The organism is Nostoc sp. UIC 10890, from assembly GCF_054786515.1.
This window is the reverse complement of the sequence record NZ_JBSGKF010000001.1, coordinates 1,171,787-1,198,725: the sequence shown is the minus strand read 5'-3', so window position 1 is coordinate 1,198,725 and position 26,939 is coordinate 1,171,787. Positions and strand designations below refer to the sequence as shown.

Here is a 26,939-nt window from a genome sequence, read left to right as displayed (position 1 = left end):
TAGCATGTATGCAACAAGTTCCTGTTTCACTATGGACTCTGGTTGCTGGGATAGTAGTTACAGCAATCAGTATTTGGATTGGTCAAAACCACACTCTTATGCCGGTGCAGGCATCGTTACAAGCGCCTTTGGTAGACGGTTTTTTCAACGTCATGCTTACCATTGCGATCGCACTCTTCTTGGTGGTAGAAGGAACAATTGTAGCTTTTTTGGTGAAGTTTCGTCGCCGTCGCGGTGATGATACCGATGGTTTGCCAATAGAAGGTAACGTTCCCTTAGAAATCTTCTGGACAGCAATTCCAACAGTGATTGTCCTCTGTTTGGGCATCTACAGCGTAGATGTTTTTAACCAAATGGGCGGCTTTGAACCTGCCGGTCATCCTCATTCAGCAGCTCATGTCGCTCATCAGTCAGGAACAGCTATCGCAGCTACATTAAGCGATACTTCTGAAACAACAGTTTCCCCAACAATTGGGATTGGCGCATCTCCTCAAACCCTAGGGAAACCAGCCGACTTAGTTGTTGATGTCAAAGGCATACAGTATGCCTGGATATTTAACTATCCTGATAGTGGCATTACCTCTGGGGAATTGCACATTCCCGTCGGTGCTGATGTCCAACTCAACCTTTCAGCACAAGATGTAATTCACTCATTCTGGGTTCCAAACTTCCGCTTGAAGCAAGATGCACTTCCCGGTATCCCTACCGAACTACGATTTGTTGCCACCAAACCAGGTACATATCCCGTAGTTTGTGCTGAATTGTGCGGTGGTTATCACGGTTCCATGCGGACACAGGTAATTGTCCACACACCGGAAGAATATGATAGCTGGCGGACAGAAAATCAGATTGCTCAACAGCAAAACCTTAATCAAGTTGTTGCAGTTAATCCAGCCGACTTATCAACATCAGAGTTTCTCGCGCCCCACACCCATGATATGGGAATTAGTGCAGCAACTCTAGAGTCAATGGTCATTGGTCATTAGTCATTGGTCATTAGTCATTAGTCATTGGTCATTAGTCATTGGTCATTAATAACGGACAAATGACAACGGACAAATGACAACAGACAAAGGACAAAGAAGAAAGGACAAAAGACAAATGACAACGGACAAAGGACAAAAATATGACGCAGGTAGAATTTCCACGGAATACTCCACCAGAAGGAAATAAACCGGAAATGGTGGCTGGCCACACCTCTCATCCGAAGGCGTGGAAATGGCAAGACTATTTTACATTTAATGTTGACCACAAGGTTATTGGTATCCAATACCTAGTGACGGCATTTGTGTTCTATCTCATCGGCGGACTGATGGCGATCGCTATCCGTGTCGAATTAGCAACACCAGATGCAGACGTACTCGACCCCAATCTGTATAACGCTTTCATGACCAATCACGGGACGATTATGATCTTCCTGTGGATTGTCCCTAGCGCTATTGGGGGATTTGGTAACTATTTGGTGCCGTTGATGGTTGGTGCTAGGGATATGGCTTTCCCGAAGCTGAATGCGATCGCCTTTTGGTTAAATCCACCAGCCGGTGCGCTGATTTTAGGTAGTTTCATTTTTGGCGGTTCGCAATCTGGTTGGACAGCTTACCCACCATTGAGTTTGGTAACAGCGCCAATTGCTCAAACTATGTGGATACTTGCGATCGTTTTGGTAGGAACTTCTTCAATTTTGGGTTCACTGAACTTTGTGATCACCATTTTGATGATGAAGGTTCCTAGCATGAAATGGGATCAAGTACCCCTGTTTTGCTGGGCAATCTTGGCAACCTCCATTCTGGCATTGCTTTCCACACCTGTATTAGCAGCCGGTTTAGTTCTGCTGTTGTTTGACCTCAACTTTGGCACCTCCTTCTTTAAACCAGATGCAGGCGGTAACGTTGTAATTTATCAACACTTATTCTGGTTTTATTCTCACCCGGCAGTCTATTTAATGATTCTGCCCATCTTCGGCATCATGTCGGAGGTAATTCCAGTTCACTCCCGCAAGCCAATTTTTGGTTATAAAGCGATCGCTTATTCTAGTGTGGCGATCTGCGTTGTCGGTTTGTTCGTCTGGGTACACCACATGTTTACCAGTGGTACACCCGGTTGGATGCGGATGTTCTTCACCATCTCCACTCTTATAGTTGCAGTTCCCACTGGCGTGAAGATTTTTGCCTGGGTTGCTACCCTCTGGGGTGGTAAAATCCGCTTCACCGGTGCGATGCTTTTCGCCATTGGCTTGTTATCCATGTTTGTCATGGGCGGCTTAAGTGGTGTGACGATGGGAACAGCCCCCTTTGATGTTCATGTCCACGACACATATTATGTTGTCGGACATTTCCACTACGTTCTGTTTGGCGGTTCCGTGTTTGGTATCTACGCCGGTATTTATCACTGGTTCCCCAAAATGACCGGACGAATGCTGAATGAAACCTGGGGACGCATTCATTTCGCCCTCACCTTTATCGGCACTAATCTGACCTTTTTACCCATGCACGAATTGGGTTTGAAAGGAATGCCCCGACGAGTGGCAATGTATGACCCCCAATTTATCGACCTCAATCAAATTTGTACCTTTGGTTCATTTGTTTTGGGGATATCGGTAATTCCTTTCGCCATTAACATGATCTACAGTTGGCTGAAAGGGCCTTTAGCTGGTGATAATCCTTGGCAAGCTTTGACTTTAGAATGGACAACTAGCTCACCACCCATAATTGAAAACTGGGAAGTGTTGCCAGTTGTGACTCATGGCCCTTATGACTACGGTCATGGTCATAGTACTGAAGTAGAGACATCTGCAACACCGGAAGCTAGTGCTTAGTTATGAAATAACTCTTGTGGGGTGGGTCGAAAAGCCACTGGTGTCAACTTAACGCGAAACCGCACGTCCGCCAGGGATTGTAAATCCCTGTCTCATAGCTAAAGTCCTCTGAAGAGGACTAAAGATTGCAAAAATTTTCAGTCTACTTCAGTAGACTTGAGTAATTAGTCAGGGATTTACAATCCCTGGCGGGTGAACAACACCCAATCAGTACGCTATTTTTGGCTTAAGTTGACACCAATGGCATCCTGCCCGCCTTTAATCTAAGACGGGTGAGACACCAATCCCTCAAGAGAATCAAGATTGTGAAGAATTCAATTGCCCGACGCTTCACCTTTAAGGGTAAACAATATGACCATAGCTACGACAAGCGAAGATCACAGTGCAGGACACGAAGAACATCCAGATTTAAGAGTTTGGGGATTGTTGACATTCCTCGCTTCTGAATCCCTGATGTTTGGGGGATTTTTTGCCACTTTCTTGTTTTTTAGAGGTATTACAGCAGTTTGGCCTCCAGAAGAAACTGAAGTAGAACTCCTTGTGCCGACGATTAACACCATTATTCTGGTGTCTAGTAGTTTCGTGATTCACTTCGGTGATAAGGCGATTAAAAAGAATAATGTCAAGGGAATGCAACTGTGGTATGCAATTACTGCAATCATGGGGGCAATTTTCTTGGGTGGTCAGGTTTATGAGTATTCAACTTTAGGATATGGTCTGACTACCAACGTCTTCGCCAACTGCTTTTATATCATGACTGGGTTCCACGGTTTACACGTTTTTGTGGGACTGTTATTGATATTACGAGTATTGTGGCGATCGCGTCTTCCCGGTGAATATTCTGCAACCAATCATACTTTCATCGAAATGACAGAAATTTACTGGCACTTCGTAGACATTATTTGGATTGTATTATTCACCTTGGTGTACGTTCTTACTTTGTTTTAAATTGGGCATGGGGCATTAACAATTCGTAATTCGTAATTCGTAATTCGTAATTCGTAATTATGTTGAGTTATTGCCCAATCCCCAGTCCCCAATCCCCAGTCCCCAGTCCCCAGTCCCCAATATGCAAGCTAATACAAATAAATTCTCATGGTTCGAGGTTCCAGAAGATATCAAAAATCTATTAGTTTTAGCTGCACAAAACTGGGAGAACACATCAGAATCGGAAAAGTATATTCAACAAGCTTTAGCTAAGACTGGTGAAAATACAGATGTCTTAGTAGCAGCATATAGATTTTTCTATTATAAGAATAATTATTCTCTTGCACTACAAACAACAATCAAATTATTAGATAAAATTAAAGAAGTAGAAAACTTTCCTGATGACTGGGAGCAACTTAAGCCGATATTAGTCAATCGTCAAGAAGACCCTCAAATTCGATTGTACTTAAATGCTTATGCTGCTTCTGGATTAGTACTAGCAAAGTTGGGAGCAATCGAGGAAGCAAAAGAAATCAGCACCAGAGTCAAACAGATAGACGACAAGAATGATTTTGGTGCCGGGATTCTGCTGGATATTTTGACACGTCCGGCAGAAGAAGATGATTAATTAGTCAGCAATCAAAAATCAAGGTGAACAATCATGAACAATTGGTTATCTACTAGATCATATTCCTCTTACTCCCTGTTAGGAGCAGCTACTGATAGTAACTCTATCTTTCCTCCTATTACCATACCTACTAAACTTCCTGTAGGCAATATTCCTAATGTCTCTCCGATCCTGATCATCCAATCTTCACCGTTATCAATTTAAAAGTTATGAAAGGTAGGGATTGGCTGCTAACGGGGGACGGTCAGTATCAAGCCTGTAAATCTGTGAGAGCATGGGATTTATTGAGAGAAAATTACCGCCTTTATCGGTTTTTAACTGAGGTGGAAGATGTTCTCAATAGTGGTGACAATGAAGCCAATTGTCTGCCAGAAATTCGGATGCTCGTAAGGCGCTTGATAGTAAATTCCTACTGGGTGCAAAGTCAACATTTAGAGGCTTCACCCAAAACGGGAAGCTCTGTTTTACTTCTATATGATGAATTGGGTTTTCCGTTGACGGTGCAAACAGTAACATTTGCACCGGGAACCCGATCAACAATTCATAATCATGGGACATGGGGAATAGTGGCGGTGTTAAAAGGTCAGGAAAAAAATACTTTTTGGCGACGCACTCATAGCCCAGAATTTCAGGACAAAATTGAACGGACGGGAGAGATAACTCTATTTCCAGGGGATATTATTAGCTTCACTCCTGATGCAATTCACAGTGTAGAAGCAATGGGTGATGAGCCAACTGTGACTTTTAATATCTACGGCGAAACTGATCCAGATGAGAGATTTGAGTTTGACTTAGTTACTCATCAGGCTAGGAATTTTTAATTAGGAATCGTCAGGGTTTATGGTTAGACGCTTTAGCGCTAAAGCGCAAACTACAAACAATTGAGTAATTAGGAGATAATTGCATGGCAAGAGTAAGTTTCTATAGCAAACCAGGCTGTAAAGGTGGGACTAAGCAAAAAGTTTTGCTCACAGCTGCTGGTCATGAGGTGATACCATACAACCTGCTAACAGAACCTTGGACAGTTGAACGGTTGCGCTCATTTTTTGGCGATCGCCCCGTAGCTGAATGGTTTAATCCTTCCGCCCCAAAGGTAAAATCTGGTGAGGTAGTTCCTGAAAAAATGGATGAACAAACCGCCTTGGCGCTGATGCTGAAAGAGCCATTGTTGATTCGCCGTCCTTTGTTAGAAGTAGGCGAACAGCGCGAGGTCGGATTTGATGTACAAAAAATTGATGCTTGGATTGGCTTACAAGCTGTGGATGAATCCTTGCAAGAAATCAGCGACAATCTGATGAAGGAAAATTTGCAAGGTTGCTCCCACGGTCATGGTCATCATCATGAACATGGTAATGAACACCAAAAGAAAGGCAACTGTAAACATTAGTACAGGATTTTTGCAGTGATGTAATCTATTAAAACCTGAATTATTGAGTTTGAGATGTAACAATACCTCAAGTATCAATATACAACTTCGGGGTGAATTAGTATTCGTAACATCTCGTAAAAATATGCTTATTTTTGTCTCAGATGTTACGAAGCTAAACTTGCATGGGCATATTAAGAATGCTTATATTGCAAGAAAAAATCATGACAGCCACTTTATCTGGTTATCAACTCCTCGAAACCCTTCACTCCGGTAGTAAAACCGTCATTTATCGTGGACGGCGAGAAACCGATAACGCTTCTGTCGTAATCAAAACTCTTCTGTGCGAACATCCACCTCTAGAAGATATTGCTCGACTGCGCCACGAATATCAAATCATTGAGCCGCTACGAATTTCTGGCATTGTTAAAGCCTACGAGTTAAAAAATTATCAGCATGGTCTAGCTTTAGTTTTAGAAGATATTCCAGGTTGCTTGCTCAAAGAACTTATTGCCACTCAAACAACCACCTTAATTATTTTTCTGAAGGTGGCGATTAATTTGGCACACACATTAGGAGAGCTGCACGCCCAAAAAATTATACATAAAGATATTAAGCCGCACAATATTCTAATTAATCCTGAATCTGGGGAAATTAAACTGATTGACTTCAGTATCTCCTCACGCCTTGATCAAGAAAATACCACCTTGAGCAATCCTAATTTGCTCGAAGGTACCCTTGCCTATATGTCGCCTGAGCAAACAGGCAGAATGAATCGGGTGTGCGACTATCGCACCGACTTTTATTCGTTGGGTGTCACCTTGTATGAAATGCTGACGGGTACGCTGCCGTTTTATGCTGCTGACCCGATGGAGTTGATACACTGTCACATCGCCAAAATGCCAGCCGCACCCTGTCAAAAAACCGTGTGTCGCGTTCTGGGAAATGTGCCAGAGGCGATTAGTGCAATTATTTTGAAGCTGTTAGCGAAAACAGCAGAGGAGCGGTATCAAAGCGCTTGGGGACTGAAAGCGGATTTAGAGGACTGCTTATTTCAGCTTCAAGTGATTGGCAAGATTGAAAACTTCGTACCGGGGAGACAGGACAAATCTGGGCATTTTTCGATTCCACAAAAGCTGTATGGACGCGAAACAGAAGTAGCAACATTGATGGCTGCATTTGAGCGTGTGGCAGATGGTAGCAGCGAACTCATGCTCGTTTCTGGTTATTCGGGTATTGGCAAGACAAGTGTCGTCAATGAAGTTCATAAACCGATTGTGGGAGCAAGGGGTTATTTCATTGCAGGCAAGTTTGACCAGTTCAAGCGCAATATTCCATACGCGTCATTGATTCAGGCGTTCCAATCTTTGATTCAGCAATTACTCACCGAAAGCGTTGCCCAAATCCAAGGGTGGAAAGAGAAACTGTTAACTGCGTTGGGAGAAAACGGACAAGTCATTATTGATGTGATTCCAGAAGTCGAACTAATTATTGGAACTGTACCAGCTGTAACACAATTGGGAGCGACAGAATCGCAAAATCGCTTCAATCGCGTCTTTGGGCAATTCATTGGGGTATTCACGAACCAAGACCATCCCTTAGTTGTGTTTCTTGATGACTTACAGTGGGCAGATTCGGCATCGCTGAACTTAATTGAGCTATTAATAACGGATACTGAACGCAAATATTTATTGCTAATCGGGGCATACCGTGACAATGAAGTGTCGCCCACCCATTCACTGATGATGAGTTTGTCCAAGATTCAAGCCTCTGGTGCACTAGTGAATAACATCGTCTTATCACCATTGCAGTTAATGAATGTGGAAGCGTTAATTGGCGATACATTGAATCACATAGAATGCAGTCAGCCACTAGCAGAATTACTATTCCACAAAACCGGGGGAAATCCGTTCTTCTTAACGCAACTGCTGAAAACCCTACACCAAGAAGACTTGCTAACGTATGACTTTCAGTTTGGAATGTGGCAGTGGGATATTCAACATATTCAAGCGATTGGCATTAGCGACCTAAATGTTGTTGAACTGACAGCGAGAAATATTCGTAAACTCTCATTAGAAACGCAAAAAGTCCTGAAACTGGCTGCTTGTATTGGTAATACTTTTAACTTAGATGTATTGGCGATCGTTAATGAAACATCTTCTCTAACGACTGCGGCGCAATTGTGGTCAGCCCTGCAAGCTGGGTTAATTTTGCCTTTAAGTCAGGATTACAAAATTCCCTTAGTCTTTAGTCAGGAGGAATCTGGCAAAATTGCTTTAACTGATATCAAAGTTGATTACAAGTTTTTACATGACCGAGTACAGCAAGCGGCATATTGTCTGATTCCCGATGAGCAAAAGAAAGCAACGCATCTGAAAATTGGTCAATTACTACTGCAAAATACTACACCTGAAGAACGTAAAGAAAATATATTTGCTTTAGTTAATCAACTCAATTACGGTACTGATTTACTGATATCTGAAACCGAAAAATATCAACTCGCAGAACTCAATCTCATCGCCGGACAGAGAGCTAAAGCAGCTACAGCGCACGATTCCGGTGTCAAATATTTGCAAGTTGCTTTAGGACTGTTAGTAGAAGAAAGCTGGAAGTGTGAATATGAACTGACATTAACACTCTACTCAGAAGCAGCAGAGGCGGCTTTTTTGAGCGGTGATTTTGAAGAAATGCAGAGATTCTTTGAAATAATCCAAAACTGTGCTACGACGCTACTGGACAAAATTAAAGTGTATGAAGTCCAGATGCAAGCTTATATGGCGCAGAACAGGCTGCTAGAAGCGGTTAACACAGCGCTAGAAGTTTTAAAGCTATTGGGAGTTGAGTTTCCCCAACAGCCGAACCCATCAGATATTGGGCAAGCATTGGCACAGACTGCGGCAATTTTGAGTGGAACGCAAATTGAGGATTTAATTGACCTGCCTCAAATGAGCGATCGCTATAAATTAGCAGCCATGAGACTATTGTCAAGTATTTTTGCTCCTGCATACATTGCTGCTCCGGCACTATTGCCATTGACGGTGTGCAAACAAGTACAATTATCCGTCCAATATGGTAATGCTTCCGTTTCTCCCTTTGCGTATGCCAATTATGGTTTTCTTCTTTGTGCCATTGTGGGAGATATTGATTCAGGTTATCAGTTCGGCCAATTAGCTTTAAATCTATTGTCAAAGTTAAATGCTCAAGAAATCAAAGCTAAGACACTTTTCATCGTAAATCTATTTATCCGACATTGGAAAGAGCATTTAAGAGAAACCTTAGAACCTTTGTTATCAGGCTATTCTAGCGGAATGGAAACAGGAGATTTAGAATATGCCGGCTATAGTCTACTCCAGTACTCCTGTTTAGCTTACTTTAGCGGTAAAGAATTGACTGTCCTTGAAAGAGAGATAGCAAGAAACAGAGATGCTATTCATAAAATCAAGCAAGAAACAGCGCTTAATTATATAGAAATCTATTGGCAGGCTACCTTAAATCTGCTCGGAAAAAGTGAAAATCCCTGCCTTCTAAAGGGTGATGCCTGCGATGAGCAGATCAGGTTGCCATTGCACCAGCAAGCGAACGATAATGCGGGAGTTGGCTACATATACTTGAACAAATTTTTACTTTGTTATTGGTTTGAAAATTACTCAGAAGCGATTGAGAATCTCGCTATAGCAGAGAAGTATTTAGATACAGTGGTAGGAATGCCTCTTGTTCCTGTATTCCATTTTTACGATTCTTTAGTATGGCTAGCGGTGTATGGCGATCGCTCAGAGTCAGAGCAACAGGAAATTCGCGATCGCGTCCAAGCTAATCAAGAAAAAATGCAAAAATGGGCGGATCATGCCCCAATGAATCATTTACACAAATTTTATTTAGTAGACGCAGAACGGCATCGAATTTTAGGCGAAAAAATAGAAGCCATTGAGATGTACGATCAGGCGATCGCACTTGCGAAAGAAAACAAGTACATCAACGAAGAAGCGATGGCTTACGAACTCGCAGCCAAATTCTATTTGTTATGGGGTAAAGAAGCTATTGCTCAAACCTACATGACCAATGCCTACTACGCCTATAGCCATTGGGGCGCTGTTGCTAAAGTCAAAGATTTAGAAGCACGTTATCCGCAATTGATTGTGCAATCAAATACAGAAAATCTAGAAACGAATTACCTGCACACTATTCAAACACACTCTACGACCACCGGAGGCGCTCACATTCTTGACTTCATGACAGTGATGAAAGCTGCTCAGGTGCTATCAGAAGAAATGGTGCTAACTCACCTGCTCGAAAAATTGATGAAGATTGTCATCGAAAATGCTGGCGCTGAACAAGGTTACTTTATTGCCAAGCACGATAATCAATGGCTGCTAGAAGCAGTGGGAATTGTAGAAGGTCAGGACGTTAGTGTATCAACTGCTATTGTTAACTCGAAAGATGAAATTGATTCAGCTTTGCTCCCAGTTGCTTTACTCAACTATGTTGAAATAACCAGAAACAATTTAGTTTTAGACAATGCTGTTAAAGATTCCCGTTTTGCGGCTGATGCTTATATCACCACTTATCAATCTAAGTCGATTTTGTGTCTACCGCTGATTCACTCTGGCAAGTTTACTGGTATTATTTATCTGGAAAATAATCTCATTACTGGTGCTTTTACCCCAGAACGGGTAAATGTGCTGAGTCTGTTGATAGCACAAATTTCCATTGCGATCGACAACGCTCGTCTCTACACCAATCTGCAAACCTACTCGCAACAACTGGAAGCTAAATCACAAGAACTCGAAGCTAAAAACGAAGCTTTCCAAGCATCCGAAACGCGAGAGCGAGAAAAAGCAGAACAACTCGCACAATCCCTGCACAAACTCCAACAAACCCAGGCTCAACTTGTGCAGACCGAGAAAATGTCGAGCTTGGGGCAACTGGTAGCAGGTGTTGCCCACGAAATCAACAATCCGGTCAATTTTATCTTTGGCAACCTGGCCCATGCCAACAACTACACCCAAGAGGTGCTGGGACTACTGGAACTTTACCAGAAACATTACCCATCTCCCCATCCAGAGATTCAGGAAGAAGCCCTGGCAATTGATCTGGAATTCTTGCTGGAAGACCTGCCTAAGCTACTGTCTTCTATGCGGGTTGGAGCAGACCGGATTCGACAAATTGTCGCTTCTCTGCGAACCTTCTCACGCATGGATGAAGCCGAGATTAAAGCCGTTAATATTCATGAGGGGATCGACAGTACCCTAATGATTCTGCAACATCGCCTTAAAGCAAAGTCAGATCGTCCCGATATTCAGCTTGTGAAAAACTACGGCAATCTGCCTCAAGTAGAATGCTATGCAGGGCAGCTGAATCAAGTGTTTATGAATGTGTTGAGTAATGCGATCGATGCTTTGGAAGAGTCATTAGCAGACAATCAAGGACAAATAACAACTCCAACCATTACTATTCATACTGAGCAAATTGATACTCATCAAGTGGAAATTCGGATTGCAGACAATGGTCTAAGTATACCAGAGTCTATTCGACGACGCCTGTTCGATCCTTTCTTCACCACAAAACCTGTGGGCAAAGGGACAGGTATGGGTTTGTCGATTAGTTACCAAATTGTCACCGAAAAACATGGTGGTTCACTTTCTTGCATCTCAGAACCCGGACAGGGAGCGGAGTTTCAAATCCGCATTCCACTTTCACAGGAAATTAGCAAGAACATTGTTGTTGCTTGAAATACCACTCTTTAGTACTTACAGCAATTTTCGTTTGTATGAAGTAGGGGCTACTGTATGCCCCTACAGTTATCCTTAACGGACACCAGCAGTTTCTAAAGACAAGTCTTGAAACATAGGTGTGCTGAGGTAACGTTCACCAAAGGAAGGCTGAATCATCACGATTAAACGTCCGGCATTTTCTGGACGTTTACCTACTTGAATTGCGGCGCACAAAGCTGCACCAGAAGATATTCCAGACAATAAGCCTTCTTCTTTTGCCAAGCGGCGTCCATAAGCGATCGCTTGTTCATCGCTGACTCTAATTACTTCATCAACTAATTCTAGGCGGAGAACATCTGGGATAAATCCCGCGCCAATACCTTGAATTTTATGTGGGCCAGCTTCACCACCTGAGAGAACTGGGCTGTTGCTGGGTTCAACTGCGATCGCTTTAAAAGTCGGCTTGCGCTGTTTGAGTACTTCTGCAATCCCAGTAATCGTCCCACCAGTACCTACCCCAGCAATGACGATATCTACTTCCCCGTCTGTATCTGCCCAAATTTCTTCGGCGGTGGTTTCCTGGTGAACTTTGGGATTAGCAGGGTTGCGGAACTGTTGCAACATAAAAGCATCGGGAGTATTAGCGACAATTTCTTCGGCTTTGCGAATTGCTCCCCGCATTCCTTCAGCACCTGGTGTCAACTCTAAAGACGCACCATAAGCTCTGAGCATAGCTCGTCGTTCTTGGCTCATTGTCTCTGGCATTGTCAAAATCAAACGGTAGCCACGCGCTGCTGCTACCATCGCCAAAGCAATTCCTGTATTACCAGAGGTAGGTTCAACTAAAATGGTCTTTCCAGGGGAAATTGAGCCAGCGGCTTCTGCTGAGAGTACCATACTTAAACCAATGCGGTCTTTCACCGAAGCCGCTGGGTTCATACCTTCTAATTTGACAACTATCCTTGCCACTACTCCCTCAGCTTGGGGAATCTTGTTCAGTTGAACTAAAGGAGTTCGTCCAATCAGTTCTGTTATGTCTTGAGCAATCCGCATTATTTAACTCCTAAAATCCTAAATCTTAGTACAGAGTATTTACTTATAACAATAAGCTTTTGTGTATTTAATTTGTACTGTAGTGTCAATGAGTGCATATACTATGTATTCTAACTAAACCACAAAATATGAAAGTTTAGGAAGAACTTTTATGAGATGTTCCGATTGATTCTCACTTCAGCAGAGTACTAGGGAAGCATCCTTCTATTTTACCATTTGGAATTGCTGACTATTGTCTCTTGGGTTGAGATTCGATTTCTGTAATTCTGTATATATGAATAATTTTCACCATTTTTTCTATTTGTTATGGAAATATAATTTACTTTTCAAACATTTAATTGCTTTTCTTAAATTATTAGTCTATCTTGAGCAAGAGGCATTGGTATTCTCTTTTGAGTGCAGATTTTAGCCGTCCAAAATTGCATCACAAACAGTCCTTAATCATTGTCTACATTGCTTTTAGGTTGAGTACAAAAACACCAGAACCTCACCTCGAAAACACTAGCACCTCGTCTCAAAAACACTAGCACCCATACCCCAATTAATTTTTATAAGACTTATCGGATGGGAATTACAGCCTTTGAGTACTATTCTAATGAATTTAATAATCTTAACAGGGCTGGGGTAAACTGTTTTGTGGAGAGCGGCTGATATAAATCGTATAGGATTTACGCAGAGATTCCCCTCTACCCCCCAACATTCCTAAGCGAAAGCTTAGTGAACTAGGGGGGACTTCTTAATCTCTCTTTTGAGACTAGGATGTAACCAGAATCCAGAATCTAAGTGCGTTATTTCTGACTGAATAATCCTACGTTTTGTGAAAAAATTGGTAACTTTTCATGAGTCAGTGATCAGTGGTGATTAAAAAAATAACTGAGAACTAACAATTGTGAAAATTACCGTTTACACATATTTTAATATCAAAACTGTTTCAGAGGTAGAAATATATAACTACTTTAGATAAACAGCAAAAGATATTTTCTTACTGGGTGCATATCAATACTTCTCGGTTAATCACTTTTAACTCGGAATCGGGTTTGGGAAAAAGGTTAAAGGTTAAAGGTTAAGGGGTAAAGATTTTTTCTTTTCCCTTTCCCGTTCCCCTTTTCCCCAAAATCCGAGAAGTATTGGGGTGCATACTACCTAGCAAGGGAGAGCCAAGATGAAAGCCAAACTTTTAAATGTTCTTACAGTTTTCGTCGTTACCTTAGCAGTGCTTTCACCAGAACTAGTAGTATTTGGCATAATTTGGGAGCGACATCTGGAGTTAGTAAAATCCCAGAATTTAGCTTACGAAGTGAACAATGCTAGTACACAGGCTCCCACCTTGGCTCCCCGAACAGAGGGTACACATTCCCCTCAGACTAACATTCAATCCTCTGATCGTAATGTGCTTCATCAAATGCTGACTGTTGCTGAACAATATAAATTTGCTACTATCCTGCAATGGTTCTTCTTGTTAACCCCGATTTGTGTTGGGTTAGGGATTCTCTTTTACGACAGGTATCTTGTTCATCGTGCTGCTGTTTTAAAAGAACAAGTTGAAATGTTGGAAAGACTGTGGCAGCAAAGTATCGAACAGTAACCTATTCACAATTTACTCACTCAAATCAACAAAATTACCATGTCAGAACAACGCCAACAACTGTATTTTAATCTGATTGACGAATTACTCAGATGCCCTAATGGTCAAGAACCAGAAATTTTGGAATCAAAGCCAGAATTGATTGATTCTGGTTTTGTAGAAACAATGTTACAAGTAGCAACTATGTTTGCCCATGAAGGCAATCAAGATGGTGCCAAATTTTTATTTTTTGTGGCGCGTGAGCTAGCTAAAGAATTGGGTTTATACCCGGAAGTTCCCAGTACTGAAGTTGCAAATACTGAAGTTGCAAATAAGGAGTAAAAATGCTGTTGACTTCAACGGATGCAGGACAAATAGCTTTAGAACTGCTCATGGCAGATTGGAATATCTCAGAAGAAAACAGAGAGTGGTTCACAATCTTTAACTCTCGTCTGATTGGCGAGAGTTGGTACACTGTGGAATTAGGTGTAGAAGGATTTCCCGATCGGTGGTTTATTCAAGTATATGACAATGGAGAGTGTGATCCAAACTATACATTTATATCACCAATTCGTGGTTCTGAAGGATTTACAGACTGTATGAATGTGCCGGATATCGTAGCAGAGGTTTTAGTTTGTGAACGCAATGCTCGATAATAATAATTAAAATTCAAAAGTTAGGATTCAACAATAAAGATGCTTTACGCACGGAGGTGATACTAAATAAGGTACACCTCTTTTTTTATTGAACAGAATTCACGAGTCAGGAGCCAGAATGGGCTAAACGCTCCGTTACCGCTAATACTATTTCACTTTAATAATGATACAAATACATGGGTAAGGGTTTAGCAGTGCTAAACCCCTACGAAAAATCTATATGTATCAAGATTTTCTTGAAATGGTATAACAGAATTAATTCTGACTGAAAAAGCAGATAGCGAGTATTTTCGAGCGTCGCATCTTGATTCTGAATTCTGACTTCTGAATTATTATTCAATTAATATTTAAGATTTTATTTAAGCCTAATAGGCTATTTTGTCATATTTAACTGACAAAATTATGTTATATTAAATAGCGTGATGGACGCTACAGAAATATCAGTTCCAATGATTGCTGAAGATATCTTAGCCAAAGAATTCACAAGAGTCGTCAACCATTACTATCCGCAAGTTGGGGAATTGCTGGATGGGTGTTATGTGAAAGTCATCACCTGTTTTTGGGGACGACCTGCCAGACGTTTGCAATATATAGGAATTTATTGCTCTGACGAAATGATTTCCTGTGTGCAAGCTCAAAAAGAAATACTCAGAGAAGTAGCAGACAATATGGGTTTAATCCAGGTTGTCTGCATGAATGCCAAGCGATTGTTGCGCGATCCGATGTCGAAGGTCAAAGATAACAACCCACGCCTATGGTTGGAGTTGCAGTGGGTTGCAACTTAGTAATTCATCGCATTAATTAAGAGGGGAAATGTGTTTGTAGAGAGGAATTTAGTCTTCAAATATTTAAGTACTAAAGTGCTTACTACAAACCAGAATAGCCAGCACCTACGGTGAGTACAAAGTATTAACGCAAGTAATGAAAACTGGAATTTTCTGCAATTACGATAATTTTCACCAAGATGCTCGTCGTGCCATGTTTGAGCAAGTCGCGCTGGTAAAACAGGCAGAAAGCTTAGGTTTTGAGGAAGCCTGGGTGAGTGAACACCATTTTAGTGAATCCAATCTCAGCCCGTCTATGTTGCTGTTAATGGCACACTTGGCGGGATTGACTTCAACTATCCAATTAGGGACGGCGGCGGTGTTGCTGCCATTCCATAACCCGATTCGGGTAGCGGAAGATATTGCTACCTTGGATAACTTGTGCAATGGACGATTATTGTTTGGAGTTGCGAAAGGCGGCCCCTTTCCCCAACAAAACAAGCATTTTGCGACACTCCCCAGTGAAGCCCGTCCGAAAATGCTAGAGGCGATCGCACTGATTCACAAGCTGTTATATGAAACTGATGTATCATTTAATGGCAAGTATTATCAGTGCGATCGCCTGACAATATACCCAAAACCATTGCAGAGTCAAATACCAGTGTATGTTGCCACTGGCGGGGATGATGGTATCGAGTTTGCTGCTAAACATTCCTTCAGCTTGATGGGTGGGCCGCCATTTTCCCTACAGAGATTGAAAGATACTGTTGCCAAATATCGAGCCTTAAATTCTAGTGGTGCGGAAAAGTTGGTGCTGGCACGCTTCTTTTTTGTTGGCAAAACATTTGATGAGGCTGTGAGTGAAGCGTTACCTTTCGTTCGCCAATTTAGCCAGAAAATGAAAGCTAATACGGCTCAAGTATTGCAAAATAGTGCGAATCCCAACCAAAAACCATTTGATCGCACAAATATTTGTTTCGACGAAGATTATTTGATTGAGAACTCAATTATCGGTGATGTGGAGACTTGTCGAGACAAAATCAAGAAATTTCAGGACGAATTAGATTTAGGTACGCTAGCACTCAAACCCTCGTCTGCGGATTTGCAAAAAAACCTGGACAGTTTGACGCGCTACAACCAAGAGGTGCGAAATTATGTCTTCTAAACTATACTTGCTTCCTCCCGATGATTTACCTCCCACTGAGGTAACGAAACAGGATGGAATGCTGCAAATGGAGCTAGAACAGTCTGCTGGCAGATGCTTTTTTCTAGCCTGCGATCGCATTACGCGAGTCCTATTGTCTAATTGTCAGTGGTATCTCACAACAAATGCTAGCATCCTCACATTAATTATTGATTGCCCTGACTTAGTATCTTATTGGCATATTGTCAGCAATATTGCCCAGTTAGGTAATCGGTTAGAGCGCTTTGCTAGCAATGGCAAAATCCGCGTTTATCCGCCATTTGGCAAAGGGATGCCATTTGAAATTAGCGTAAATGAAATATCAGCTTATCGAGATTGGCTTTGAGGTAAATAGAAACTGGGAATCACACAAAATATAGCTGTATTACACCCTGTACTTCTAAAGTGCAGGGTGTTGCAATTTTTCTCGAACAGAATTCAGGAGTCAGGAGTCAGAATTCAGAATGAATTCTTCTTCAACAAATCTACTCTTAAAATAGCCGTTTTACGGAGTGGAATATACTCCTAGATGCTCACGAATTTCACTGACTGGTACATCCCAAAGTTGATCCCATTTTTGCGCGATAAACTTGCCTGGAGTATGAGAACCCACCTTGTAGCCACGAGATATTTCTGTCATTAAAGCTTTAAAATTAGTCGGTTGATAAAGGCTAATTATTACCATACTCAAACTCAAAAGCATGACGCTGATAGGTATGGGAGTCTGAGCTAAGAAAAAAGCTTGTAGACCAATTTCACCAACTAGATCGGTGTCAAATCCAGCAACTACATGATATATGTCATGAGTGGATCTCCAAAGCATTTTGAGATAAGAAATGTCATCAACAACAGGAACTTTTTTGTAAAAATAGGGATCGAATCCTCTGGCTTTCATTCCTCTGGCATAAACATTACCTAAAGTCCCTTCTGGGAGTTTGGCTAAATCATCTAAATTGAAAGGGGCTGGTAGCCAGCGTTCTGTAAATAACGCCTTGACTTCAGGGATTTTTTTTAGTTCATCAACAGCTAGCTGTGCCATTTCTGTTTGGTCGAGTGCGTCCTCGAAGTCAAATACTCTATCAGTATTACCATCTCCAATTTTTTGGGCGCTAGATGCTAGAAATTGAATGTAAGCAAGGAGACCTTTATCGTTGTTGTAGGTAATTATATTGTCCATAGTGATTATCTACTTGGAGATATAATTTGGCTAATTTAAATCTGAGTCTTCAATTTTGGAATATATTTATCCAGTTTTTCATGAATCTTCAGAGGTATTTAGTGAAAGTTTTTGCTAGAAATATGTTTAAGTAAAAACACTATCTCAAAGAAGAGATGAATGATCAAAAAATGGAGCAGCACACTAAGCTAAAAATCAAGAGCTTCCTGTTAGCTGCCATTACACTATCTCTAAGTATCTGGGATCTCAGCTTTAACTTGGGTGCTTTTAAAGTTATTTTCTTTGAGAAAATCTTCTTGATTTGGGTAGCTTCATCAGCAACTCTCCTAGCGTGCCTTTTACTTCCACGCAACCGTTCACCAATTAGATGGCCAGGATTACTGCTGATGAGTATCCCTACATTGTGGTTTATCCTGCCTTTTGTGCCTTTCTATGAAATTTCTACGACGGGTGCTTTGCGAAAGATACTTAGTCTCGGCTTAGGAATTGTGGTTTATCTGATTTGCCTACCTTATACCCTCTACATGGTTTTTGCGATTATTAATGAAGATATTGTTCATCTGTCTAAAAATCTGATTATAAAATTGATTGCGATCACTTTAATTATTGGCTGTATTGGATATTTCGTTGGTAGTCATAACTATCTTTTTTTATCATGTTTTGACTTTAAAGTGAGTGGCAATGATTTGCCAACAAATTGTCTACAAGAAGGACATAAACCATTAAGAAAATTTCGATGAAAATTAGAATGTAGATATAGGAATCCGCTTTGATTTCTGAACTAATTTGCGTAGGCAGGCAATAGGCAATAGGCAATAGGCAATAGGCAATAGGCAATAGGCAACAGGCAACAGTCAAGAAGGCTTCTTAGTTGTACTGAGTTTTTTCAGAAATCAAATATGAGTCCTATATTGGGTAATTGCAGGGGCAAAGCATTTTGATAAAACCAAAGCTTTGCCCAAATGCTGGTGTTAGCTTACGCCAAAATCACCATTCCCGAAGGAGGCAAATCAATTCGCACAGTTGCGCGACGGTCGTTATGATGTTGTACAGCTACAGTTTGCTCGCGGGGTGGGTGGCGTAAATATGAATCACTCCAATCGCTTTTGTATAAAAAGGTCATGGTCGAATCTTGAGGATGCATATAAGTATCTACTGTCACTTCTGCACCGCGATTTTCTAAGCCGTTGGTATTCAGCACCATCAACACTTCTGTGTCAAATAAAGTCTGTGACCAAGCAACTAATTCGCCTTGTCCGGGAATTGAGAACGGGGAATTACAAAAGGATGTTTCGCGTAGGTAGTGATGACCACGGCGCAATGCTTTACCAATTTTATCGTGACTGTTGCGGATACGGGCGATCGCAGCTATTCGCAAATAGGTAGGATGATCGATATCGAAGAAGTGACAGTCTGCTGTTTGAAATGCGCCAAAAGCACCGCCAAACATTGCTTCTTTGATATATCTATCTTCCGCAAACCTGCCGCCTTCTATGCTGGAATCGTGATAGCCTTCATTGCCATCAAAAGCCTGTTCTGTTCCATAATAAATAGCAGGAATTCCTGGCATAGTTAATTGCACACCGACAGCATGAGCAACTTGTTCATAAAGATGAGGCACATTACTGTTTGCGGCAAATCGCTGTTTATGAGTCCGGGATGACATCTCATAGTCATCCAAGATGGAGACATGATATATCCCCGTTTGGCGGTATTCTCCAGCGAGGTTGTTTTCGCTATACAAATCGAAAAATTGCTTGGGATGTACTAACCCTTTGGCGAATGCAGCCAATTCATTAGGGGTCTGCGCGATGTCTAATACAGCACTGAGATTGCGGGCAATAATGTCTATGTACGCACCAGCCATACTACCGGAAGTTATTTCTCCAGTTAGTAAAAAGTTGTCTTTACCGATAGATTCGGCGTACTCACGGATGGCTGTGCAGAATTTGCGGGAATCTTCTGGAGAAACGTGCTTAAGGCTATCTATCCGCAAACCATCGCAGTCAGAAAGAGCAATCCAATATTGATAAACTCTGGCTAGAGCTGCAATTACGTCATTTCTGTGAAACCAGCTATCAGCACTCTGGTTGTATGTTACATCGAGAATGACATACATCCTGCGATCGTGGGCAGCATCAATCAAATCTCTTAAATCTTGACGAGTGCCAAAGTGGGGGTCAACATCTAAAAATTCTTGAATGCGATCGCCATCATAAGTTTCTAACTCAGAATGTTGTCGCCAAGGTGGATTAATCCACAGCGTTGTTATTCCCAATCGTTGCAAGTAGTCTAATTTACTCTTAACTCCCCTAAGAGTGCCACCAACAAACTTTGTCCCTGCTGCCATCCAGCCAGCTTTGTCTTGAACTTGGAATTTTGAAGGGTTGGTGTGGTCAAACAGTTCCCGTTGATTTTCATTATCGTCACTGAATCTATCTAATACCAATTGGTACAAAAACTGGTCGCGCCAACTGATAGGACTCGGATAAACTCTCCCTCGTGGTTTCAGGTCTGTTTCGGAGAGTTGCTGGGGTATCAATTCTTCAACTTTAGCCATGAGGATTTACGCACAGATAGGAAAATGGAAGTATGCATTTTAAATGTTATAAAAAGTACCTACAGTTTTCATGAACCCACAGAGGTATTTTGTCACTCAATTTTTTAATGATAGCTTTTAGTTTAAACGCCAAGAAAAGCGCAAAGAGATGCAGATTTTTTCCTATAAAGCGGACTGTCTCTTTGTTAAAAGGAGGCAAAATTACACAAGAATGTTCTAGTTGATATTCTGTTGAATTAAGTTATTGAGAAATTATCTGGTAGAGATTATTAAACTGAGTTAATAGTGTAGGAGGAACAGCCGTAAAATGAATATAAAAGCTACCTCTAACTGCCAGTTTTTCTAAAACCTTTGCATAGATATCTTCACTCACTTGTGTTGAATTTTTAGACGTAAAAAGATTAATTTTAATATTAGTTAATTTGGCTGGTATCACATTGGGAATATCTACCTGTAATTCGGCTCCTTTTGCTGATAGTTTGACTAAACGCCCGGAAAAGACCGGATTCCCCATTTGCTTGTCATGCAAAATAGTGTATAGAAGCGGAATTTCTTGAGGAACAGGAAAAAATAGTTCTTCTTCTTTGGGCAAATAAAGATTGTATCGTCCACCCACGCCATATACTTCATAAATGGTAATTTCTTGGCTCACACCTTTCGGCTGAACTTGCTTTTGTCCAATAATTCTGACGCTTGAACCGACTTCTTGAAAAGTCTGCTCGGAAATGAGAATTTGACCGCCACTAGTATATGACTCAATTCGATAGGTGAGATTGACTTGACTACCGACAATTCCATATTTAGTCCGTTTTTCAGAACCAATATTGCCGACTATAACTTCACCTGTGTTAATCCCAATCCCCATTTCTAATGGTGGCCAACCGAGGGTTTTCATTTTTTCATTCACGCCACCCATTGCTAACTGCATGGCACAGGCACAGGTAACTGCTCTGAGGGCATCATCTTCTTTAGCGATCGGGGCACCAAATAAGACTAAAATACCATCCCCCATAAACTCATCAATTGTGCCTTGATAATGATTAATCACATCTGCCATGTATTCTAAATAGAGGTTGAGAATGTGAATTACCTCTTCTGGTGGAAAGCGTTCTGAGAGAGATGTGAAGCCTCGTAAGTCGGAGGTGAGGATAGTAATTTTGCGTCGTTCACCACCAAGTTTTAATCTTTCAGGGCTTTCTAACAAGTTAGCGACAACCGTATCACTCAAATATCGTCCGAAAACTTGGCGAATTAATTCGTTTCTTTTTTCTAATTCAGTGTTGGCTTCTGCTAAATCTGTGGTTCGTTCTCTGACTCGATGCTCTAAACTTCTTGCGTTTTCTCGGAGTTTCCCAACAACAAGTGTCAATCCTGAGAGTCCTAAGACTGACATACCGCCTAACATGGCGAAGGTTCCTTGGAGACTTTGATTGGTTTTGGTTACTAAATTATCGAGAGATTGAGAAATTTCCCAAGCCCCAGCAACATCTCCTACTTCCCAGTTTTTCTTTGGACTATTGATGTCTGTGTTATGACAAGTTACACAACTTGCTTTCATCAGGCTGGCTTGTGCATAACGCAAGGTAGTAGATCCATTTTGCTTCTCAAGACGATAGAATTTTTGACGAGGATTTTCTCTCAAGAAGTTGAGTGCATCGCGCTCAAATTCGTCTTTTGCTCCCCCTGTCGTGCGCCAAGGATATGGATAGTTACTGTACAGTCGTACAGACATTTCAGAATTTTTTTCACTAATTTGCTCACCAAGCTCGATCGCAAAAGTTGAGGGTAGGGGGATTGCACCTTTGGTATTGAGGTAAGCGTGGGTAACGGTAACTCCAGGCACGAGTTTAGCTCGATCGGCGGCGGCGGCGCTATAGAGGTCAAAAGCTTGAGTTAATGATTGGATATTCAAAGCAGCATTTTGAACTGCTTGGGATTCAATCAAACTCGATGAAAGCCCAGACATATTAGAAATTGCGATCGCGATCGCAGCACATAACATCAGCGTGAGTACAAGAGTAATTCTCTGTAATAGTAAGCGTAAAAGTGATTCCCAAATTCGACTAATTAATGACTGAATCATAAGCTTTATGTAAAGAAGTTGTAAAATATTGCATATTATTTTTGCTATTATCTGATAAATAAATTATCACATTCTACTTATAGAATTTTAAGTGGATTTAACTTTTGCCGATCGCAGCAATGGATATTGATCAAGCACTCGCATTTACAGACTCTCTCGTTTTCGCCAAGTCAAGAATTCATTTGAGCGATCTCCAACAAGCTATGTTGCGTGAGTCGTGGTCTTTAGAACGCCAAAGTTACGATCGCATTGCCGATATTTATGGCTATTCCCCAACTTACTTAAAACATGATATTGGCCCGAAGCTATGGAAGCTCCTTTCAGAAGTGTTAGGAGAAAAAGTTAATAAAACAAGTTTCCGAACCGCAATTGAGCGTCGATTTAAAATAGAAAATGTGACGGCACAATCGATTCCAGAGAAAGAGAATATATTTAATAATCACGAAGAAGAAACGAGAGTAAAAGTTACTAATAATTTACTGATTACAGAAGTTAAGACTTCGTATCAAGATTGGGGAGATGCAATCGATGTCGATTTTTTCTACGGAAGACAAGCAGAACTAGCTCAGTTACAGCAGTGGATTTTAGTCGATCGTTGTCGGCTTGTGGCTTTGTTAGGAATGGGTGGGATGGGAAAGACTTCTCTATCTATCAAGCTGGCGCAACAATTACAGAGCGATTTTAAATGGGTGATTTGGCGAAGTCTGCGAAATGCGCCACCTGTACAAGAGATATTAACCGAGTTATTGAAATTATTATCCAATCACCAAGAAATTGATTATCCAGAAACCGTTGAAGGCAAAATTTCGCGGCTGTTGCATTATTTGCGATCGCAGCGTTGTTTAATTATCTTTGATAATGTTGAAACCATCTTACAACACAACGATAAATCTAAATCATCCTACATCGAAGGCTATGAAGCGTATGGCGAAATATTTAAACAAATTGGAGAAATCCGTCATCAAAGCTGCTTAATCCTAACAAGTCGAGATCAGCCTCAACAAGTTCGCCTCCTAGAAGGAGCAAGCTTACCCGTTCGGGTTTTTCAATTGGGTGGATTGCAGAAAACAGAAGCACAAGAACTTTTGCAGTTAAAGGGTAACTTTCAAGGCTCAACAAAAGAATGGAATCGGCTGGTTGAAGGTTATGCAGGAAATCCTTTAGCATTGAAAATTATTGCGACTACGATTCAAAACTTGTTTGATGGCAGTATTTCTGATTTTCTTAACCAGGAAACGTTTGTTTTTGGGAATATTCGCAATCTAATTGATCAGCAATTTGAGCGGCTTTCTGAATCTGAGAAAGCAGTCATTTATTGGCTGGCTATCTATCGTGATTCTGCTTCATTTTCAGAACTGCGATCGGATATTTTTCCCCCGATATCGCCACAGAAATTAATTGACGTTCTAGAATCGTTAGAGCAGCGCTCTTTAATTGAGAAAAACAAGCTGACACTGATTGCAAAACATCCGGCACAGTTTTCACTTCAGCCGATGGTAATGGAATATGTCACCGAGAAATTAGTTACTCAAATTTGTCAAGAAATCCTCGCAGGTTTAGAAGCAAATGCTGAACAAAAAAATCTGCTGTTCAAAACTCATGCATTACTCAGAGCTACTGCAAAAGATTATGTGCGAGAAACGCAAGTTCGTTTCATCCTGAAGCCGATTCTGGAACGCTTATTACTTGATAGCTTATTAATAGAAGTAAGTGAAAAGCTTGCAATTGAAAATCTCCTAACTCAATGTTTAACAAAGCTACGAGGCACATCGTCACTTAAAACTGGATACGCAGGTGGTAATATTTTAAATTTACTTTGTCAATTACAATCAACTTTAACTAACTACAATTTTTCAAATTTAACGATTCGGCAAGCCTATTTACAAAATGTAAATTTGCATAACATTAATTTTGAATATTCTGATTTAAGTCAGTGTGTTTTTGCTGAAACCTTTGGTATGGTGTTTGCTGGCATTGCTTTTAGCCCAGATGGAACATTGTTAGTGACGGGTGATGCAGAAGGTGGGCTTCGGATCTGGGAAGTTGCAACTGGGAAACTTGTTGTCAATTTTGCCGGACATCTGGGTTGGGTTTGGTCGGTTGCTTTTAGTCCAGATGGGCAATTATTAGCAAGTTGCAGTAGTGATAAAACCATTCGGCTGTGGGATGTCAACACTGGTAAATGTCTGAGAACTTTGTCAGGACATACAAGTTCGATTTGGTCAGTTGCCTTTAGTGCCGATGGTCAAATGCTTGCGAGTGGAGGCGATGAACCAACAATAAGATTATGGAATGTCAACACTGGGGACTGTCATAAAATTTTGTCAGGTCATACTGATCGCATCCTCTCGGTATCATGGAGTCCAGATGGTCAAACCCTAGCAAGTGGTAGTGCTGATTTTACGATTCGACTTTGGAAAATTAGTGGAGAATGCGATCGCATTTTAGAAGGACATAGCGATCGCATTTGGTCACTTTCCTTTAGTCCAGATGGGCAAACCCTAGCCAGTGGTAGCGCCGATTTCACGATTCGACTTTGGGAAATTAGTACTGGCAAGTGCTTCAATATATTACAAGAACATAGCGATCGTGTCCGCTCAGTAGTCTTTAGCCCCAATTCCCAAATGCTGGTCAGCGCCAGCGATGATCAAACAGTCAGAATTTGGGAAACTAGTACAGGGCAATGCCTGAATATTTTACCAGGACACACCAATTCAGTATTTTCAGTTGCTTTTAATGCAGATGGTCAAACCATTGCCACTGGTAGCACAGACCAAAGCGTAAAGCTATGGGATGTTAGTACAGGTAGATGCTTTAAAACCTTAAAAGGCTATAGTAATTCGGTATTTTCAGTCGCTTTTAATGCAGATGGTCAAATTGCCAGTGGCAGCACAGACCAAACCGTGAGATTATGGGATGTCAATACGGGGACTTGCCTGAAAAAATTCACCGGACATAGTGGCTGGGTAACTTCCGTAGCGTTTCACCCAGATGGAGATTTGCTGGCCAGTAGCAGCGCCGATCGCACCGTTCGTATTTGGTCTGTTAGCACTGGGCAATGTCTGCAAACCTTGACAGGTCATGTAAATTGGGTGCAATCAGTTGCTTTTAGTCCTGATAGACAAATCTTAGCAAGCGGCAGTGACGACCAAACCATTCGCTTATGGTCTATCAATACAGGAAAATGCCTCAATATATTGCAAGGTCATTCCAGTTGGATTTGGTGTGTTACCTTTAGCCCCAATGGTGAAATAATCGCTAGCAGTAGTGAAGATCAAACCATTCGCTTGTGGTCTATTTCCACAGGTGAATGTCTCCAAATCTTAGAAGGACACACGAGTAGAGTCCAGGCGATCGCTTTTAGTCCAGATGGGCAAATCCTCAGTAGCGCTAGTGAAGATGAAACAGTGCGCCTGTGGTCGGTTGATACAGGTGAATGTCTGAATATATTTCAGGGACACAGTAATAGTGTTTGGTCAGTTGCCTTTAGTCCAGAAGGTGATATTTTGGCAAGTAGTAGCTTAGATCAAACAGTGAGAATTTGGGATAGGCATACAGGAGTTTGTCTGAAAGTGTTGCCTGTCCTGCCTCATGCCATGCGATCGGCGATCGCATTTAGCAAATCTACAGAACATTATGCGATCGCTAGCGGCAGCCAAAACGGAACTATTCAGATTTGGGATGCCCAAACGGGTGAATGCTTGAAAATACTGAATCCTGACAGACCTTATCAAGAAACTAATATTACAGGCGTAACAGGAATCACCACCGCTCAAAAAGATGTCCTCAAAGCGTTAGGTGCTTTCGAGATTTAATTCAGGACTTACGCAAACAATAGTCATAACGGGGGGCAATTCATTAATCATTGGTGTCAACTTAACGCGAAACCTCACGTCCGCCAGCCAGGGATTGTAAATCCCTGTCTCATAGCTAAAGTCCTCTTCAGAGGACTTCATAGCGCGAAAATTTTCAGTCTACTTCAGTAAACTTGAGCAATTAGTCTATTAATTGCGCCGTTTTGCTTGCCTGTAATATTGTGAGGATTTGCTTTGGGGAATAAGGTATTGATATTGAGACGACTTTTAGTATCATTACTCAAAAATTACCCAAATCAATTCATGTAGTCACCAGTAAAGGTTTTATGCTTAACCTCAGAGCTTTTATCTTTGTCTTTACCTTATATAGGCACTTTTGTAATTAACAAGTTAGGTTATATAATCAATCTAATACATTCAGGACTTACGCAAACAATAGCCGAAACCCTTATTTTCAGGTAGAGGCAATTCATGAATTGCCCCTACAGCATAAGTTTTTCGTAAGTCCTAACATTTTTATAAGAAAGTTATCAAATTACAAAAAACTATTGAAGTACATTAGGAGTCCTGCAAAGATAACTTCCCTTTTGAAAAAATTAACCTTGATTAGTAGGGGTTCAGCGATTAAAAAAGTAAC

At 41.3% G+C, this 26,939-nt stretch carries 20 protein-coding genes; 16 read left to right on the top strand and 4 right to left on the bottom strand.

The window, feature by feature from the left end:
- The first annotated feature begins 8 nt into the window (after positions 1 to 8).
- From coxB to ACWATR_RS04655, 8 genes are all read left to right on the top strand, one after another.
- Positions 9 to 986, top strand: a complete 978-nt coding sequence (gene coxB, locus ACWATR_RS04690) for a cytochrome c oxidase subunit II (RefSeq protein ID WP_460329955.1) — start codon at positions 9 to 11, stop codon at positions 984 to 986.
- Between the two features lie 140 nt (positions 987 to 1,126).
- A complete protein-coding gene (ctaD, locus tag ACWATR_RS04685; protein WP_460329953.1) occupies positions 1,127 to 2,815 on the top strand; it encodes a cytochrome c oxidase subunit I in 1,689 nt (562 codons plus the stop codon).
- Positions 2,816 to 3,166: 351 nt separating this feature from the next.
- A complete protein-coding gene (locus tag ACWATR_RS04680; RefSeq protein ID WP_069068429.1) occupies positions 3,167 to 3,763 on the top strand; it encodes a cytochrome c oxidase subunit 3 in 597 nt (198 codons plus the stop codon).
- A gap of 121 nt (positions 3,764 to 3,884) precedes the next feature.
- A complete protein-coding gene (locus ACWATR_RS04675; RefSeq protein ID WP_460329951.1) occupies positions 3,885 to 4,370 on the top strand; it encodes a hypothetical protein in 486 nt (161 codons plus the stop codon).
- Between the two features lie 33 nt (positions 4,371 to 4,403).
- Complete coding sequence (locus ACWATR_RS04670) at positions 4,404 to 4,574, top strand: hypothetical protein (RefSeq protein ID WP_460329949.1); 171 nt, start codon at positions 4,404 to 4,406, stop codon at positions 4,572 to 4,574.
- A gap of 5 nt (positions 4,575 to 4,579) precedes the next feature.
- Positions 4,580 to 5,191: a cysteine dioxygenase family protein gene (locus ACWATR_RS04665; RefSeq protein WP_460329947.1), complete on the top strand. Its 612-nt coding sequence runs from the start codon at positions 4,580 to 4,582 to the stop codon at positions 5,189 to 5,191.
- An 83-nt stretch (positions 5,192 to 5,274) separates the two neighbouring features.
- Positions 5,275 to 5,757 (top strand): ArsC/Spx/MgsR family protein, encoded by a 483-nt coding sequence (locus ACWATR_RS04660; RefSeq protein WP_460329945.1) that lies wholly within the window; start codon positions 5,275 to 5,277, stop codon positions 5,755 to 5,757.
- Positions 5,758 to 5,960: 203 nt separating this feature from the next.
- Positions 5,961 to 11,465, top strand: a complete 5,505-nt coding sequence (locus ACWATR_RS04655) for a trifunctional serine/threonine-protein kinase/ATP-binding protein/sensor histidine kinase (protein WP_460329943.1) — start codon at positions 5,961 to 5,963, stop codon at positions 11,463 to 11,465.
- Between the two features lie 75 nt (positions 11,466 to 11,540).
- Here the strand turns inward: ACWATR_RS04655 and cysK are convergent, their stop codons facing one another.
- Positions 11,541 to 12,500, bottom strand: coding sequence for a cysteine synthase A (gene cysK / locus ACWATR_RS04650; protein WP_460329941.1), 960 nt, complete (start codon positions 12,498 to 12,500; stop codon positions 11,541 to 11,543).
- Positions 12,501 to 13,662: 1,162 nt separating this feature from the next.
- On the opposite strand from cysK, the gene ACWATR_RS04645 reads away from it, so the two are divergent.
- The 6 genes from ACWATR_RS04645 to ACWATR_RS04620 all read left to right on the top strand — a co-directional run bounded on the left by ACWATR_RS04645 (position 13,663) and on the right by ACWATR_RS04620 (position 17,013).
- Positions 13,663 to 14,085 (top strand): hypothetical protein, encoded by a 423-nt coding sequence (locus tag ACWATR_RS04645; protein WP_460329939.1) that lies wholly within the window; start codon positions 13,663 to 13,665, stop codon positions 14,083 to 14,085.
- 39 nt (positions 14,086 to 14,124) lie between these two features.
- Positions 14,125 to 14,406 carry a hypothetical protein gene (locus ACWATR_RS04640; protein ID WP_069068423.1) on the top strand — a complete coding sequence of 94 codons (282 nt, stop codon included), beginning with the start codon at positions 14,125 to 14,127 and terminating at the stop codon, positions 14,404 to 14,406.
- Positions 14,407 to 14,408: 2 nt separating this feature from the next.
- Entirely contained in the window at positions 14,409 to 14,720 is a 312-nt protein-coding gene (locus tag ACWATR_RS04635; protein WP_069068422.1) for a hypothetical protein, read from the top strand.
- A 422-nt stretch (positions 14,721 to 15,142) separates the two neighbouring features.
- On the top strand, positions 15,143 to 15,505 hold the full coding sequence (locus tag ACWATR_RS04630) for a hypothetical protein (protein WP_460329936.1): 363 nt from the start codon (positions 15,143 to 15,145) through the stop codon (positions 15,503 to 15,505).
- Positions 15,506 to 15,641: 136 nt separating this feature from the next.
- Entirely contained in the window at positions 15,642 to 16,649 is a 1,008-nt protein-coding gene (locus ACWATR_RS04625) for an LLM class flavin-dependent oxidoreductase (protein WP_420758475.1), read from the top strand.
- A complete protein-coding gene (locus ACWATR_RS04620) occupies positions 16,639 to 17,013 on the top strand; it encodes a hypothetical protein (RefSeq protein WP_069068419.1) in 375 nt (124 codons plus the stop codon). Before ACWATR_RS04625 ends, ACWATR_RS04620 begins: the two co-directional genes overlap by 11 nt.
- Before the next feature lie 159 nt (positions 17,014 to 17,172).
- Here the strand turns inward: ACWATR_RS04620 and ACWATR_RS04615 are convergent, their stop codons facing one another.
- Positions 17,173 to 17,844: a Coq4 family protein gene (locus ACWATR_RS04615; RefSeq protein WP_460329933.1), complete on the bottom strand. Its 672-nt coding sequence runs from the start codon at positions 17,842 to 17,844 to the stop codon at positions 17,173 to 17,175.
- 155 nt (positions 17,845 to 17,999) lie between these two features.
- Here ACWATR_RS04615 and ACWATR_RS04610 point away from each other — a divergent pair, with 155 nt between their 5' ends.
- Positions 18,000 to 18,584 (top strand): hypothetical protein, encoded by a 585-nt coding sequence (locus ACWATR_RS04610; protein WP_460329931.1) that lies wholly within the window; start codon positions 18,000 to 18,002, stop codon positions 18,582 to 18,584.
- Positions 18,585 to 18,820: 236 nt separating this feature from the next.
- Here ACWATR_RS04610 and ACWATR_RS04605 read toward each other — a convergent pair whose 3' ends face one another.
- Both ACWATR_RS04605 and ACWATR_RS04600 read right to left on the bottom strand, forming a co-directional pair.
- Positions 18,821 to 20,404, bottom strand: coding sequence for an alpha-amylase family glycosyl hydrolase (locus ACWATR_RS04605; RefSeq protein WP_460329929.1), 1,584 nt, complete (start codon positions 20,402 to 20,404; stop codon positions 18,821 to 18,823).
- Between the two features lie 241 nt (positions 20,405 to 20,645).
- Complete coding sequence (locus ACWATR_RS04600) at positions 20,646 to 22,487, bottom strand: adenylate/guanylate cyclase domain-containing protein (protein WP_460329927.1); 1,842 nt, start codon at positions 22,485 to 22,487, stop codon at positions 20,646 to 20,648.
- A gap of 104 nt (positions 22,488 to 22,591) precedes the next feature.
- On the opposite strand from ACWATR_RS04600, the gene ACWATR_RS04595 reads away from it, so the two are divergent.
- A complete protein-coding gene (locus ACWATR_RS04595) occupies positions 22,592 to 26,302 on the top strand; it encodes a WD40 domain-containing protein (protein WP_460329925.1) in 3,711 nt (1,236 codons plus the stop codon).
- Positions 26,303 to 26,939: the final 637 nt, after the last annotated feature.

What these genes read in the sequence shown, in the direction of transcription:
- ACWATR_RS04665 (WP_460329947.1), top strand. Translation starts at nt 4,580, where the DNA reads ATGAAAGGTAGGGATTGGCTGCTAACGGGGGACGGTCAGTATCAAGCC.
- ACWATR_RS04635 (WP_069068422.1), top strand. Translation starts at nt 14,409, where the DNA reads ATGCTGTTGACTTCAACGGATGCAGGACAAATAGCTTTAGAACTGCTC.
- ACWATR_RS04630 (WP_460329936.1), top strand. Translation starts at nt 15,143, where the DNA reads ATGGACGCTACAGAAATATCAGTTCCAATGATTGCTGAAGATATCTTA.
- ACWATR_RS04610 (WP_460329931.1), top strand. Translation starts at nt 18,000, where the DNA reads ATGAATGATCAAAAAATGGAGCAGCACACTAAGCTAAAAATCAAGAGC.
- ACWATR_RS04620 (WP_069068419.1), top strand. Translation starts at nt 16,639, where the DNA reads ATGTCTTCTAAACTATACTTGCTTCCTCCCGATGATTTACCTCCCACT.
- ACWATR_RS04675 (WP_460329951.1), top strand. Translation starts at nt 3,885, where the DNA reads ATGCAAGCTAATACAAATAAATTCTCATGGTTCGAGGTTCCAGAAGAT.
- ACWATR_RS04645 (WP_460329939.1), top strand. Translation starts at nt 13,663, where the DNA reads ATGAAAGCCAAACTTTTAAATGTTCTTACAGTTTTCGTCGTTACCTTA.
- ACWATR_RS04640 (WP_069068423.1), top strand. Translation starts at nt 14,125, where the DNA reads ATGTCAGAACAACGCCAACAACTGTATTTTAATCTGATTGACGAATTA.
- ACWATR_RS04655 (WP_460329943.1), top strand. Translation starts at nt 5,961, where the DNA reads ATGACAGCCACTTTATCTGGTTATCAACTCCTCGAAACCCTTCACTCC.
- ACWATR_RS04600 (WP_460329927.1), bottom strand. Translation starts at nt 22,487, where the DNA reads ATGATTCAGTCATTAATTAGTCGAATTTGGGAATCACTTTTACGCTTA.
- ACWATR_RS04605 (WP_460329929.1), bottom strand. Translation starts at nt 20,404, where the DNA reads ATGGCTAAAGTTGAAGAATTGATACCCCAGCAACTCTCCGAAACAGAC.
- ACWATR_RS04670 (WP_460329949.1), top strand. Translation starts at nt 4,404, where the DNA reads ATGAACAATTGGTTATCTACTAGATCATATTCCTCTTACTCCCTGTTA.
- ACWATR_RS04625 (WP_420758475.1), top strand. Translation starts at nt 15,642, where the DNA reads ATGAAAACTGGAATTTTCTGCAATTACGATAATTTTCACCAAGATGCT.
- ACWATR_RS04680 (WP_069068429.1), top strand. Translation starts at nt 3,167, where the DNA reads ATGACCATAGCTACGACAAGCGAAGATCACAGTGCAGGACACGAAGAA.
- ACWATR_RS04660 (WP_460329945.1), top strand. Translation starts at nt 5,275, where the DNA reads ATGGCAAGAGTAAGTTTCTATAGCAAACCAGGCTGTAAAGGTGGGACT.
- cysK (WP_460329941.1), bottom strand. Translation starts at nt 12,500, where the DNA reads ATGCGGATTGCTCAAGACATAACAGAACTGATTGGACGAACTCCTTTA.
- coxB (WP_460329955.1), top strand. Translation starts at nt 9, where the DNA reads ATGCAACAAGTTCCTGTTTCACTATGGACTCTGGTTGCTGGGATAGTA.
- ctaD (WP_460329953.1), top strand. Translation starts at nt 1,127, where the DNA reads ATGACGCAGGTAGAATTTCCACGGAATACTCCACCAGAAGGAAATAAA.
- ACWATR_RS04615 (WP_460329933.1), bottom strand. Translation starts at nt 17,844, where the DNA reads ATGGACAATATAATTACCTACAACAACGATAAAGGTCTCCTTGCTTAC.